This window comes from Collinsella phocaeensis, assembly GCF_900119895.1.
GTDB lineage: Bacteria > Actinomycetota > Coriobacteriia > Coriobacteriales > Coriobacteriaceae > Collinsella > Collinsella phocaeensis.
The window spans coordinates 37,641-50,746 of the sequence record NZ_FQLR01000002.1; the positions used below are offsets into that span (position 1 = coordinate 37,641).

Annotated in this window: 13 protein-coding genes and 1 pseudogene; 9 read left to right on the forward strand and 5 right to left on the reverse strand. The window is 61.1% G+C overall.

The features are described from left to right. Positions 1–86: 86 nt before the first annotated feature. Complete coding sequence (locus BQ7355_RS00165; protein WP_072414356.1) at positions 87–1,337, reverse strand: MFS transporter; 1,251 nt, start codon at positions 1,335–1,337, stop codon at positions 87–89. A 393-nt stretch (positions 1,338–1,730) separates the two neighbouring features. Here BQ7355_RS00165 and BQ7355_RS00170 point away from each other — a divergent pair, with 393 nt between their 5' ends. The 4 genes from BQ7355_RS00170 to BQ7355_RS00185 all read left to right on the forward strand — a co-directional run bounded on the left by BQ7355_RS00170 (position 1,731) and on the right by BQ7355_RS00185 (position 4,569). Then, the gene (locus tag BQ7355_RS00170; protein WP_072414357.1) at positions 1,731–2,762 is read left to right on the forward strand and encodes an SPFH domain-containing protein; all 1,032 of its coding nucleotides are present in this window, start codon (positions 1,731–1,733) and stop codon (positions 2,760–2,762) included. A gap of 81 nt (positions 2,763–2,843) precedes the next feature. Further along, on the forward strand, positions 2,844–3,023 hold the full coding sequence (locus tag BQ7355_RS00175) for a type II toxin-antitoxin system antitoxin (RefSeq protein WP_072414358.1): 180 nt from the start codon (positions 2,844–2,846) through the stop codon (positions 3,021–3,023). 173 nt (positions 3,024–3,196) lie between these two features. Next, a complete protein-coding gene (locus BQ7355_RS00180) occupies positions 3,197–3,556 on the forward strand; it encodes a hypothetical protein (RefSeq protein WP_072414359.1) in 360 nt (119 codons plus the stop codon). Between the two features lie 392 nt (positions 3,557–3,948). After that, on the forward strand, positions 3,949–4,569 hold the full coding sequence (locus tag BQ7355_RS00185) for a helix-turn-helix transcriptional regulator (RefSeq protein WP_072414360.1): 621 nt from the start codon (positions 3,949–3,951) through the stop codon (positions 4,567–4,569). Between the two features lie 222 nt (positions 4,570–4,791). Here BQ7355_RS00185 and BQ7355_RS09280 read toward each other — a convergent pair whose 3' ends face one another. Then, positions 4,792–5,943 (reverse strand): helix-turn-helix transcriptional regulator, encoded by a 1,152-nt coding sequence (locus BQ7355_RS09280; protein WP_072414361.1) that lies wholly within the window; start codon positions 5,941–5,943, stop codon positions 4,792–4,794. 958 nt (positions 5,944–6,901) lie between these two features. Here BQ7355_RS09280 and BQ7355_RS00195 point away from each other — a divergent pair. Beyond that, positions 6,902–7,411 carry a helix-turn-helix domain-containing protein gene (locus BQ7355_RS00195; RefSeq protein WP_072414362.1) on the forward strand — a complete coding sequence of 170 codons (510 nt, stop codon included), beginning with the start codon at positions 6,902–6,904 and terminating at the stop codon, positions 7,409–7,411. Between the two features lie 132 nt (positions 7,412–7,543). Continuing rightward, positions 7,544–7,993: a zinc ribbon domain-containing protein gene (locus tag BQ7355_RS00200; protein ID WP_083581333.1), complete on the forward strand. Its 450-nt coding sequence runs from the start codon at positions 7,544–7,546 to the stop codon at positions 7,991–7,993. 67 nt (positions 7,994–8,060) lie between these two features. Here the strand turns inward: BQ7355_RS00200 and BQ7355_RS00205 are convergent, their stop codons facing one another. The 3 genes from BQ7355_RS00205 to BQ7355_RS00215 form a co-directional block, all read right to left on the reverse strand. Further along, a complete protein-coding gene (locus BQ7355_RS00205; RefSeq protein ID WP_240307269.1) occupies positions 8,061–9,512 on the reverse strand; it encodes an MFS transporter in 1,452 nt (483 codons plus the stop codon). Further along, entirely contained in the window at positions 9,509–10,399 is an 891-nt protein-coding gene (locus tag BQ7355_RS00210; protein WP_072414363.1) for an AraC family transcriptional regulator, read from the reverse strand. Before BQ7355_RS00210 ends, BQ7355_RS00205 begins: the two co-directional genes overlap by 4 nt. Before the next feature lie 163 nt (positions 10,400–10,562). After that, positions 10,563–10,994 (reverse strand): YjdF family protein, encoded by a 432-nt coding sequence (locus tag BQ7355_RS00215; RefSeq protein WP_072414364.1) that lies wholly within the window; start codon positions 10,992–10,994, stop codon positions 10,563–10,565. 857 nt (positions 10,995–11,851) lie between these two features. Here BQ7355_RS00215 and BQ7355_RS00220 point away from each other — a divergent pair. From BQ7355_RS00220 to BQ7355_RS09290, 3 genes and pseudogenes are all read left to right on the forward strand, one after another. Then, a complete protein-coding gene (locus BQ7355_RS00220) occupies positions 11,852–12,346 on the forward strand; it encodes a helix-turn-helix domain-containing protein (protein WP_275886583.1) in 495 nt (164 codons plus the stop codon). Positions 12,347–12,428: 82 nt separating this feature from the next. After that, positions 12,429–12,509 (forward strand): annotated as a pseudogene (locus BQ7355_RS09285) (zinc ribbon domain-containing protein); the annotation flags it as partial. Positions 12,510–12,533: 24 nt separating this feature from the next. Further along, complete coding sequence (locus BQ7355_RS09290; RefSeq protein ID WP_240307273.1) at positions 12,534–13,103, forward strand: DUF6442 family protein; 570 nt, start codon at positions 12,534–12,536, stop codon at positions 13,101–13,103. The last annotated feature ends 3 nt before the right edge of the window (positions 13,104–13,106 follow it).

Here is a 13,106-nt window from a genome sequence, read left to right on the forward strand (position 1 = left end):
GCGCCCTCGCAGGCGCACCGTCGACCACCCTTCACGTCGCAGCGACCCTACGAGCCGTCCGACACGAAACGCGCTCCGCCAGAGCGCTACCCAATCTTGCGGATGCTCGGGATCGCCCAGGTGATTCCCGAGAGAATCACCATCGCCGCACCGATGAGCACGAAGCACGCGCTTACGCCGATGGCGTCCGCGAACAAGGTCGACGCGACGAGCCCCACGGGCATGGCCCAGCTGCAGACCGCTCCGTACAGGCCGAAGACGCGGCCCATGCACTCGGGATCGACGCGCTCCTGCATGAGCGCCATCTGCGGCGCGCTGTACAGCGGACTCGAGACCCCCATCGCGAACGTAAGCCCCAGAAACACAACGAGCGCGGAAGGGGGTACGAGGCCGCCCGCGAGCGTGACCGCTCCGAAGAGGCCGATGGCCAGCGTGCACGAGAGCGCACGGTTCTTAAGGCCGCCCGTCGCCCCGATCCAGCCGCTCGCCGCGATCATGCCGACCGAGAACGCGATCTCCGCGATGGCCGACTGCGTAGTGGTGCCCCCAAAATGATCGAACACCATGAGCGGGAACAGCGCGGATATGGGCGAGAACAGGACCGAGAAGGCGAAACCGATCCAGAGCATGGCGAACAGACCGTGATGACGTTTGAGCTCGCGGCACCCGTCGGCCGTCTCCAATAGGAAGGCCCGCACCGCGTGGTGCGACGCCTCGGCGTTCTCCTCGGGCGTATGGCGCTCGGGCGCCGGCGTCTTGATGCCGGAGGTCGCCACCGCGATGCTCGCGAGCACCGCGCCGGCGACATCGAGCGCGATCATGAAGGTCAGGCCAAACGCCGGGTAGACCACCGCGGCGATGGCGTTGCCGATAATGTAGCTACCAGACTGCATGAACTGCAGCATGCCCGCCAGCTTGCCGAGCGCCTCGGGCGGGGCGATGAGCGGCGTGAGCGCGTTGAAGGCGGGCGCATGGAGCGTGCTGCCCAGCGCACGGACGAACAGCACCGCCGCCACGACGGCGACAGAGAGGTCGCCCCGAAGCGAGCCGAAGACAAGCGTGAGACTCACGGCCGCGATGAAGAGATCGGCGCCGATCATGAGACGCTTGATGGACGTGCGGTCCACGATGGTGCCCGCGAAGGCGCCGAGGAGCGCCATGGGCAAGAAGGCCGCCAGGCTCACGAACGACAAGGCGCTCGCGGAGCCAGTGGTGAGGGTGACGTGCCAGATGAGACCCATCTGCAGAATGGAGCTCGTGAGCACGGAGAAGAACTCGCCGATCCAGACGATGGCGAGCGAACGCTTCCAAGAAGCGCGGGGATTCGGTTGTGTCATGGAATAATCCTTTGATGCGATCGGTGATATGCAGCGAAGTACCGGTCGCTCACGCGACCGTGGCTAGAGCCAAATCCTCATGGAAGCAAGCATGGTGCAGCTCCCCTTTCCAAATCTCGAGGTAAACCTTCAGTCGTGAGTGGGGGATATTATAGGGACTTGCGAGCCGAGATGCAACAGGGCGACCTCTACGGAGCGTAGATGCCGGGCGCCCCGAACCACTTATGCCATGCGAGACGGCATCCGATTATTCTTGACATGGTCTCAATGTGATATCACAATGCAATCAGCAGTCGCACGGACTGCCCGGGGATTCGCCTCCTCCCCATCGCAATCTGGAGGCGGCGCCGGGGCCGTCACGCAAACGCCGGCGCAGTCGTGAAAGGAACTCACATGAGCGTGGAAAAGCAACTCAAGGCCACGTCGGGCTATGGCATGCTCGCCACCGTCATCGCGGCGCTGCTCGCCATCGTCGGCCTCTTCACCTGGAGCCTCGCCGGCATCGCCGGAACGCCGGACGGCGTCGACGCGCCTGCCGTCTACGGCTGGGGCCTAGGGTTCAGCATCGTCGCCTTTTGTTTTTGGTTTTTGCCGCTGAACGGCTTCTTCTCGCTTCAGCCCGGCCAAGCCCGCGTGTGCATCCTCTTTGGCAAGTACGTGGGCACCGTGCGCGACGAGGGCTTTTTCTGGGCAAACCCGTTCTTTAGCAGGAGCATGGGCGTGAGCGGTGCCTCCGAGGACGCCATGGCCGCAGCCGCCGCAAAGGCAAGTCTTTCCCTGAGCGAGAGCGTCAAGGCGGCGGGGAACGCCGCCAAGGGTCTGTCCACCACCATCTCCACCCGTGTGCGCACCCTGAACGGCGAGCGCCTGAAGGTCAACGACAAGATGGGCAACCCCATCGAGATCGCCACCGTCGTGGTGTGGCACGTGGCCGACACCGCCAAGGCCCTGTTCGACGTGGACGACTACCAGAGCTACGTGGCCATGCAGGCCGAGACGGCGCTGCGTCACGTAGCCAGCGTGTATGCCTACGACCACCTGGAGGACGAGTCCGACGCCGCCGGCGCCATCACGCTGCGCGCCAACGTCGAGGAGGTCTCCGAGGCCCTGCGCCGCGAACTCGCCTCACGTCTGGCCCCCGCCGGCGTGGAGGTGGACGACGCCCGCCTCACGCACCTCGCCTACTCCCCCGAGATCGCCCAGGCGATGCTGCGTCGCCAGCAGGCCGAGGCCGTCATCGCCGCACGCAAGAAAATCGTCGAGGGTGCCGTCTCCATGGTCGACATGGCCGTTAAGGAGATGGCCGCGGGTGGCACCATCGAGCTGGACGACGAGCGCAAGGCGCAGATGGCCAGCAACCTCATGGTGGTGCTCTGCGGTGAATCCGAGGCGCACCCGGTCCTGAACGCAGGTTCTCTGTACTAACCACCCAACCTCAGTTTAGGGACAGTCCCTAAACTGAGGTTTTCCAGCCACACGCACCTCAGCTCGATAAGAAAGCACGTCATGGCACGCAAGCAATACCCCCTTCGCATAGACCCCGCCATATGGGAGGCCGTCCAACGCTGGGCGGACGATGAGATGCGCAGCGCCAACGGCCAGGCAGAGTGGATCTTGCGCGACGCCCTCAAGCGCGCGGGAAGGCTGCCAAAGAAGGAGGAACGCTCCAAAGGGGACGAGAAATAACCCCATTCGGAGAATGCCGAACACCCGAGTCTCCGCTCCGAGCACGTATCTCAGCTGCCGAAGCCATTATGATCGACCGCTGACCAGGCATTTTCAGGCCCACTTGCCGACATAATCGCCCCCATTCTCGCCCCTCGTGGCAGAATGGGGGCGATTCTCATTGAGGAGGCCCCATGAACGCAACCGCGCGCGCATCGCTCATCGCCGTAGCCGCCATCGCCGCCGCATGCTGGGTGGTCCCCACCCTCCTGGTCGGCGCCGTCCCACCCGATGCGGGGATGTTCTCCATGATGGCGCCCCTCTACGCCCTTCTCCCGATCGCCGCGGTTGCCCTCGGCCTGCTCGCCGCGGGCTCCGCGCGAACGCTCTTCTGGGTGCCCGCGGTGCTCGGGGCCGCCTTCGCCCTCCTATTTCCCCTCGCGGTCGAGGGCAGCCGGGACATCGCGTTCTACGGTATCGCCTATGCCGCGATCGGATACGTCGCCATGGGGCTGCACGTCAGCATGGCCAAGCGGTGTCGCCCACCACGTTGAACCAGATGTCCATAACCAGATGTCCATAAAGGGCCGTACGGGGCGGCGCTTTCGGTGCGCCTACCGGATCGTCAGTGCGCGTATCGGATCTTCGGTGCACATATCTGATCTTCGGTGCAGCTGCCGGATCTTCGGTGCACCCGTGAACCATTTTCCATGCGGTATATGGTTCACAGGTGCACCGAACTTTTCAAAGCGCCCCGAAGTTGAAAGCGGATACTCGCCGGTCGCCCAACGCTCCAATCGCGCCATAACCCATGAATCTCCCAGCTCACAAGCATGTACAACAGATTTTGCAGAGGCCGGCGGTCCTTGCCGCGTAAGATGTACAACAGATTCGATAGCGCCCGCGGCGCATTCGCGGGACGCTCCTTCACGACCGGGAGGTGACGATGGACATCAGCAACCAGATCAAGACTCGGCGCGAGGCGATGGGCCTTTCGCAAGAGCAACTCGCCGAAAAGCTTTACGTATCGCGTCAGACGATCTCCAACTGGGAACGAGACAAGACGTATCCAGACGTACAAAGCCTGCTCATGCTGAGCGTCCTGTTCGACACCTCCATAGACACGCTCGTGAAGGGAGACGTGACCGTTATGGAAGAGGCTGTCGAGAGGGGCCGCAAGCGCCTGGGAACGCGGATGCTGTGGCTTGCCGTACTGATGCTCGCACTGTTGGTGCTGGCATTCGCGCTGATACTATCGCCGGCGTTTGCCTGGATGGAGGGAGCCTGGGGCATCGGCATCGCCACCGCCACGGCGTTCCTGCCAGCCATAGCGGCGCTTGTCGTCGCAACGGTCCTGGAGCGCATCAAACGCGAGAACGACCTGGTGACCTACCGCGAGATCCTTGCCTTCATGAACGGTGAGACGGATATCAAGCGCGACCCGCGCGCACTCCCCCGCCGCTCGTGGCCGACGAAGCATCGGCTGGCGTATGACCTGCTGACCTTCATCGCCGCGGCGCTCATCGGCGGCGCGCTCGGCTTTGCCGTATGGGGGTTGCTGAACTAACCAGCCTGCCGTCGGGCCAGGCATCCGTCGATTGCCTATGGCTTCTCCGAAATTACCTATGAGCTCTTGCGGTGTCCCCGCGGCTTCCCCGAAATGTCTATGGGCCCCTTGCGATTGCCTATGTTGTTCAGCCGATTCAAGGGGCCCAATCGGAAGGAAGTCATAGGCAATCTTCCGGGCGTCAATGCCGGGCCTCGATTAGCGCTTGCCCTCACATTGAAGTTAGGGGTCATCATCGTCAATCACGATCAAGGCGATTCCGCTGCCAAGGCTGCCGACGACCCAGGGAAGCCAGAACAAGCCGGAGACGCCCTCGGACGCGCCCATGACGGACGCGGCGAAAAGCCATACCAGCGCCACCATCGTGGCGACGAGCATGATCACCATGCAGGCCTTCCCCTTGCGATCGGTGACGCCGCGACGCCTGGGGTTGTTAGCGCGCAGGTACGCTTCGCGACTCTGCTGGTCGAGCTGCGCCAACTCGTCGTCGCTCAGCTCGACGGTCTCGAGCCACTCCTTGTTGTAGTCCGCAAGGTCCGTGCGCCCCCAGAGCATGCCCCAGTGGACGATCATCCCCACGCCGAGCGCGGCCAGCACCATCATCAGCGAATTGCCGTATACCTGCACGTTGGACTCAACTTCGAACAAACCTGCCACGGCAACCCCGAGCAGAATCACCGCGATGCCGGCCACGATTGCGATCGAGGCGCGGCGCCGAGCAGTCGCCTTCTCATCCGCCGTATAGAAATCAGCGACGTAGGGATGCGCCTTGACAAATGCGGCGTGGTCGATTCCCGCGGGAATGGTAAATGCGAGGCCGGCGGCGACGAACGCGAACGCCGCGAGGAGGACGATGCCGTCCGAATGCATGACCTCATCGGTGAAGATGGCGGCCGCCGCACCGAGGATAAAAAGCACGACGCCGATCGCGATTTTGCGCGCGAAGGTAACCATGTGCTCGTCGTAACCACATACATCCGTAGCTGGACCGGCGGGAATCGTGGGGGTGCCGCTGACGGGAAATGAGCGCACGGGGATAACGGGCGTGTCGAGCTGAGCACCCCATGACGCGACTGCCATCGGCGCGGCGGGCTCCTCACCAATGATGCTCCCCGACGGGGCGCGCACCGGCGAGTAGCCGCCCAGATCATCCCGTGCGGGGACGCCGTGGCGGGATACATCCCCGGTCACCAAATCGTCCAGCGAGCACTCGAAGATCTGGCACATCTTGATGAGCTTGTCCATCTCCGGGTAGGACCCCTCGGCCTTCCATTTGGTGACGGATTGGCGGGACACCCCGAGCAACATAGCGAGTTGCTCCTGGGTCATGTGGCGCTCTGCGCGCAGATATTGCAGGTTGGTGCGGAAGCTCATGATGGGTCCTCTCGTTGGCTGGGGAACGGCGGCTCGAGTGATGCAATGCCAACGCATTGCGACGGCTCGCCCCGACATCCCAGCGTTCGATGTTTTCCTGCCGGCGACTTACACACTACGGTTGCCGCGAGGCGATGACCACCAACCTGAGGCTTCATTTTACGCAACTTGCAGGCACCCTGCGGTTGCAAACCGCAGGTAGATTGACCGGAACGTCAAATCAGTAGGAACTTGCACCCCAATTCTCCAAGGAGATAAGACGCAGCAAAAACGCAATGCGGAATCGTACCGCCCAACGCCGTCAAGACGGGCAATCACTTACCAACTAGAACATATGTTCTCATTTCATGGTATACTAGACCTAGCGACATGGGCGGTGCCCTCCGAGTCCTTGCAGGGGGTTAGGAGGGTTCCCTTGGCGAAAATCACCGCGCTGCTTATTGCGGCATCAGTGCTCGTTCTATCGATCGTGCTGTTCTTCCTTATCGCTCGCTAGCGATATAGGGGTGAAACTCGCCATATAAGGGAACAGCCGCCCTGTGCCGGAGCGGCTGTCCGTGCGGGTTTTGCCCCACTTACATCCAAACCAGGAGGGCGTACGCCTCCCAAGTCGCTACTAGTATACCCGCTTTCAGGCGCCCCTGCACACCACTCGCGGGTTTCTAGGCGGCACCGGGCCTCGCGATCCTGGTGCCGTTTTTCAGCGATACCATCATTATGAGACAAGCGCCGAAGAAACCGCAGGGCTCATCTTTGCTCACTCGCAATGATGACAAAACGGGCTCCAAATCGAAAACGCCTACCCTTTCCTGCTTTCGCAAGCTGTGCCCTCATCAGCGCACGCCCTCAAGCAATCGCGCTGCTACGGCCCGCTGTTACATCCCGTTGCTTGCGGCAACGGACCATCTGCGGACAGCATTGCGGTAACGTAGGAACCGGACGAGAGAAAGGGCTCCTTATGCTAAACGAGAACATCCGCGAACTCAGGAAATCGAAAGGCCTGTCCCAAGAGGAGCTCGCACTCAAGCTGAACGTGGTGAGGCAGACGGTCTCGAAGTGGGAACGCGGGCTCTCGGTGCCCGACGCTGAGATGCTCGTCGCCATCGGAGAGGTACTCGACACCCCGGTGAGCACGCCGATGGGCGAGACCGTACCCGCATCCGAACCCGAGGGCCTGCAAGCGCTCTCCGAAAAGCTCGAAGTGCTGAACGACCAGTTCGCACGAGCACAGGAATCCAAGCGCCGTGCGCTGCACGCCCTTTGCATCGCAATCGCCGCCATCACGGCACTTGTCCTTATCGCACTGGCGGCGATCGGCGGCTCGTATCTCGAATGTGATTTCTCCAATCCGGAATACGCGGTGGCAGGAACGATGCTCCATGGATTCGAATGGGTCTTTGTGCGGATCGCACCCGTCGTCCTGCTCGTCGCCATCGTAGGGGCTGGCGCCACGAGAAGGAAGGCATAGCACGAGCATTGAGCCGCGCCTCCTTCCAAGCAACAGCCCGTTGCTCGACCAGCGCGCCGCATCGCAGGATAATCGCAGGCAAGCGGCGGGATCAAACCCCGCCGTCTACGCCCCAATCAAAGGAGACCCGCCATGATCCTGCTCAAAGACGCCCTGGTTCAAGCCCGCCGCGAACGCGGCCTCACCCAAGAGGAACTCGCCGCACGCCTCTACATCACGCGCCAGGCGGTCAGCCGTTGGGAGACCGGAGCGACCGAGCCCGGCATCGACATGATCAAGCTCATCGCGCACGAGCTCGACGTCCCCGTGACGCGCCTGCTCGACATACCCGAGCACTACTGCCAAAGCTGCGGCATGATGTTCACCGGGCCCGACCAGCACGGACACGAGGCGGACGGCACCGAGACCGACGATTTCTGCCGCTGGTGCTACGACGAAGGCGCGTACACCTACGAGACCACCATGGAGGAGATGATCGAGGACTGCGCACCGCGCATGGCCCAGAACATGGACTGGTCCGTGGACGAGTGTGCTTCGCTATTGGGGGCGATCTTGCCCAATCTGCGCAGATGGAGCAAATAGAGCAACGCCGAAACTCTACCAATAATGCCGCACCTAGGCGCTGATGCAAGCATCACCTTGAAATCATTTAGGACGAAATTCTCCTTGCAATAGGAATCGACACCGCAAGGCCCACCGCTGCAGACACAAGCACGGCACAAAACACCCAAGTGGTACCGGCAGGGGATGCAGCGGGGGCAAGCATTCCGCATACAGCAGTGGATACGGTTCCGCCAAATCCCCTAAAGAACATCGCCGAGGACGTTGCCCTGCCGGCGTCGCGAGCGTCCGCCCCCGTCTGCGCCGATAGATTGGAAACCGGCATACCCACGCCGACGCCCAATCCAAGCGCCGCCGCGAGCAATGTAACCAGAGGTGCGGTCAGGCTTTGCCCCCTAACAATAAACGCTGCAGCCGCAGTTAAGATCACGAACGAAGATGTCACCGCAAGCGCACGAAGCCTGCCATTCTTCCTGAACAGGGCACCCGACACATTACTTCCAAGCATGAGGGCAAGCGTCATGGGAATGAGCGCCGCACCCGATGAGGCGGCGGCGATACCCATCGATTCCTGCAAAAGCCTCGGCAGATACGTCACGCCCGCCATGAGCGCAAACTGCACGCAGAAGCCCGAGATGAATCCTGCGACGACCCTAGGGCGGCCGAACAGTCCCATGGGAATCACGGGAGCACTCGCAGCAGCCTCAATCCTGTACAGGACAAACGTAAGGATAACAAATAGCACTATAAGAGCGGCTGCCTGGGGCGACGCCAAGGGGAACGCGTCACCCGCCAAACTGAACACGGCAACGAGGCTCAATACGCTCAACGATGCTAGCACGCTTCCCGCCACATCGAATTGCGCCGAACGGTGCCCATCGCCCCTACCCGGCAGGCTCCCCGACGATAGCGCAAACGCGACAATCGCGATCGGAACGTTCACAACGAATATGACATGCCAGGACAGCCCTTGGGCAACGGCCCCTCCAATCACGGGTCCTATTACGCTCGCCACACCGTACATGGCGGACGCCGCCCCAAGATAGGGACCTCTATCGCGCGGTGGCAGCATCACGGCGGCGGCTATGAAGACGCCGGCTTCCAGCAAGCCGCCGCCAATTCCCTGAAGCAAACGAAGCGCAGCTAGCACCTCGATGGTAGGCGCCGCGGCACACAGCGCAGACGCTGCGGCAAAGAGAGTCAGGCCGAACGCATACGTTCGCTTCAAACCGAAATGAAACGCAAGGCCGCCGCATAGGAGTGTGGACACAGTGCTTGAAGCAAGATATGCAGTCATAGGCCAGGCATAATGCGCGGCCCCGCCCAAGGCGGCCGAAATCGTTGGCAGCGCCGTTGCCACCACGGTGGAATCAAGCGCAGCGATAAACAACGCGAGCATGAGTCCGGCCGTCATCAGCCCGCTAACAGGTTGACGAGCTCCACTGGTGCAGGGTTCTTTCATGTTGTATTCCTCCTTCTCCTCGTCCTCATGGACGAACCATGCGGCAAACCCGCAGCGGACAGAAGGAAGGATGGTCATGCACCGAACCGCTTCGAGATGGGCATCCATATCTCGCTGCGATATGACGCGGACGAGAAATCTCCTTGCGGATACACCTCGATGCTCACGTCTCCCGATAGCTTGTATCCTGACGAGGGCAACCACTCGGAGTAGATCCTGCGATAGCACTCCGCCGTCGCCGTGTCGCAAGGGCCCATACAATCGAACACGGCCCAAAGACCGGATGGAACATGCATCTCATCCGCCCATACCGGCGCCTCACGTGACGACGCGACGGCTATCTGGTAGCTTTGGCCATCGTCGTCCTTGCACACGTTGACGCCGAGGATTCCTTGAGGCCCCGACCCATCCGCCAGCGCGACAAGCCGTTCGATAACCCCATCTTGCGAAGCTCTCTTCCAAAGATTGCTCAAGCTCTCTCTGCCTGAAGAGGACATTTGAACCAGCGGCTTACCTTGAGCAGTTCCGCAGGATGCGGATATTCCCACGAGGTGCATCCCCTGCTGGGTCACAACCCTCCACGGCAAGGGCTCCGCACCCGTAACGGTAAGGGCGAACGTGCATCGCGGGAAGACGAGAAGAGGGGCGCCGAGGCACCTCGCCTCACTGGGAGACATGCCTAAGACCTCTTGAAATGCTCGATTGAACGCCGTTGGCGAAGAGTAGCCATACCGCACTGCCACATCGAGCACGCGCTCGCCCCTTGACAGATCGAGCGCGGCGCACGACAAACGACGTTTGCGCACGTACTCCGCCAGTCCCATCCCCGCGAGATAAGAAAAGATCCTTCGGAACTGACCTTCGGTACAAGACGCAAAAGACGCCGCGCGCGCAATATCGACATCGCCATCAAGATGCTCCTCTATGTAGTCCACAGAGGCATTCAACCCTTCTATCCAGCCCATAGGGTCACCATCCTTCCGAAAACAAGCATGAGGCAATGTGATTTTTCAATCCTCGCATTAACAGAGCGAATTATGCGAGCTTACTCGAGAGTCCTGCCGGTGGCCCCACCTTCCACTCATCCAGGCAGACCAACCACGTCCCGCGGACGGAGACAGGGACCGTTTACTTCCCGCGGTGCCTGTGACGCCTCTTCTCGTGACGTTTTTCCCATCGAACACGCGCCTCTTCCCTTCCGCGCGCTGCACACTCGGATCGAGACTCCTCCTTCGAGCGCTCTCGCTCGCGAGCGAGCGCAAGTTGCGAAGCAGTCGATGGTCCATGCTGGCGCATCGCCTTCGCCGCCTCGCGGGCACGACGCTTGGGGTTGCCGGGCAGCCGCCCGACACGTGGTCCAACAGGCTCCGCCTCCGCGCTCAGACGCAGGCTCGACCAATGCCCAATCACCCACGTATAGACCTCTTCATTCGACGGCTCGGCGCCAAACACCATGCGCGCAACGCTCAGCATGCCGTCTTCGACATGCTCGACCACGCCCACCCAAAACTGACCGTCATGGTAGACCGTCAGAGTCGATGAGACTTCCCTCTTCCGCATAGCCGCGACCTCCTTCTATGTAGGGCTACGCGAAGAAGGGACAACCAAGGAGGCAGGTTACTGGCAGGCGGGTGCCCGCGGCCCGACTACCCGACGGGCGCTGTGTTTTTATCTTCGATGGATATTATTGTAACTCCGCGGTGACCTTGATTCCCCTGAAAACAACGGGCCACGCGCTCTGCTTTGTTACCGGACGATAATGACGGTGCTTCTGACAGGACCTTAGCAGCATACTAGAACATGTGTTCGTATAGTGTGCTACACTGGAACAAGCGACATGGGCGGTGCCCTCCGAGTCCTTGCAGGGGGGGTTAGGAGGGTTCCCATGGCGAAGTTCACCGCGTTGCTGCTTGCAGCTGCCGTGCTCGTTCTATCGATCGCGCTTCTTTATCTTGCCGTTTTCTAACGGCCAAGGGGTGAAACTCGCCAGTTAAGGGAACAGCCGCCCTGGCAGGAGCGGCTGTTCGTGCGGGTTTTACCCCACCTACTTCTCTCCAGGAGGGCGTACGCCTCCCTAGTCGCTACCAGTATACCCGCTTTTCCGGCGCCCCTGCACGCCGCCCGCGGGTTTCTGGGCGGTGCCGGGCTTCGCGAGCTCGGCACCGTTTTTGCCGCGCCGCCGTCAAAGCGGGTCAATCAATCTAAATAACGAAGAACCTAGCCCTGGTTTCGAAAACTGAGCGCAAGGGCAATCGACCATCTTCATATCGGGTCTCAGCAGCTTGCATCCCATGTGAACTCAAACAGTCCTCATCAATGTTGCAACCCGTTGCTCGCGACAACGGGCCATCTGCGGACAGCATTGCGGTAACGTAGGAATCGGGCATGAGAAGGGACACGTTATCCTGAACGAAAACATCCAGTTCCTCAGGAAATCGAAAGGCCTGTCCCAAGAGGAGCTCACGCTCAAGCTGAACATGGTGAGGCAGACGGTTTCCAAATGGGATCGCGGCCTCTCCGTGCCCGACGCTGAGATGCTCGTCGCCATCGGAGAGGTACTCGACACCCCGGTGAGCACACTGCCGGGCGAGACCGTACCCGCATCCGAGCCCGAGGGCCTGCAAGCGCTCTCCGAAAAGCTCGAGGTGCTGAACGACCAGTTCGCGCGAGCGCAGGAATCCAAGCGCCGTGCGCTGCACGCCCTTTGCATCGCAATTGCCGCCATCACGGCCCCTGTCCTCATCGCACTGGCGACAATCGGGAGCTCGTATCTCGAATGGGATTTCTCCAATCCGGAATACGCGGTAGCCGCAACGTTGCTCCACGGGCTCGAATGGGTCTTTGTACGGATCACGCCCATCGTCCTGCTCGTCACCATCGCAGGGACTCTCGGCACGAGAAGGAAGGCATAGCACGGGAATTGGACCCCGCCTCCTTCCAAGCAGCAACCCTTTGCCCGATATGCCCGGGAACTACCGCCAAAACTGCGACATGATGTTCACGAGACCGGGCCAGCATGGACATGAGGCGGATGGAACCGAGACGGACGATTTCTGCCGCTGGTGCTACGACGAGGGCGCGTATACCTACGAGACCGTCATGGAAGAGATGATCGAGGAGGCTGCGCGTCACGCATGGACCAAAACATGTACTGGACTGCGGACGAGTCCGCTTTGTTTCTTGGCACCATCCTGCCAACGCTCCGCAGGTGGAACGAAAGGGTTGACGCATGGCGACATCCTTCCCACCCATTCCCGTCGGCATTTGTCATGGCCTACCACGATCATTCTGCCAAGTTTTATTGTCGGTGATATCCTTTCGCTGACAATAAAACTTGGCAGAATTGAGGATGACATGGACAGAGATGAAATCCTTGCAAGAAATCGTATGGACAACCGACACCTTGATGAGCGGGATCACAGGCTAGCTGACGAGGCGAGCGCTTGGGGGGTGATAGCCTTAACGGCTGCCGTTGCCGTGATCTTTCTCATCCGATTGCTCACAAAGGGTGGGAATTCATACGACCTCGCCGCCATCCTGTTCGCATACCTCTCCGCAGGGAGCGCGTACAAATGGAGCAAAACAAGGTCGCGCTGGACGTTCTTGACATCCGCTCTATACACGGCCCTCGTCGTGACCTGGCTATGTGCCTACGCGTTGTTGGGCTGATGC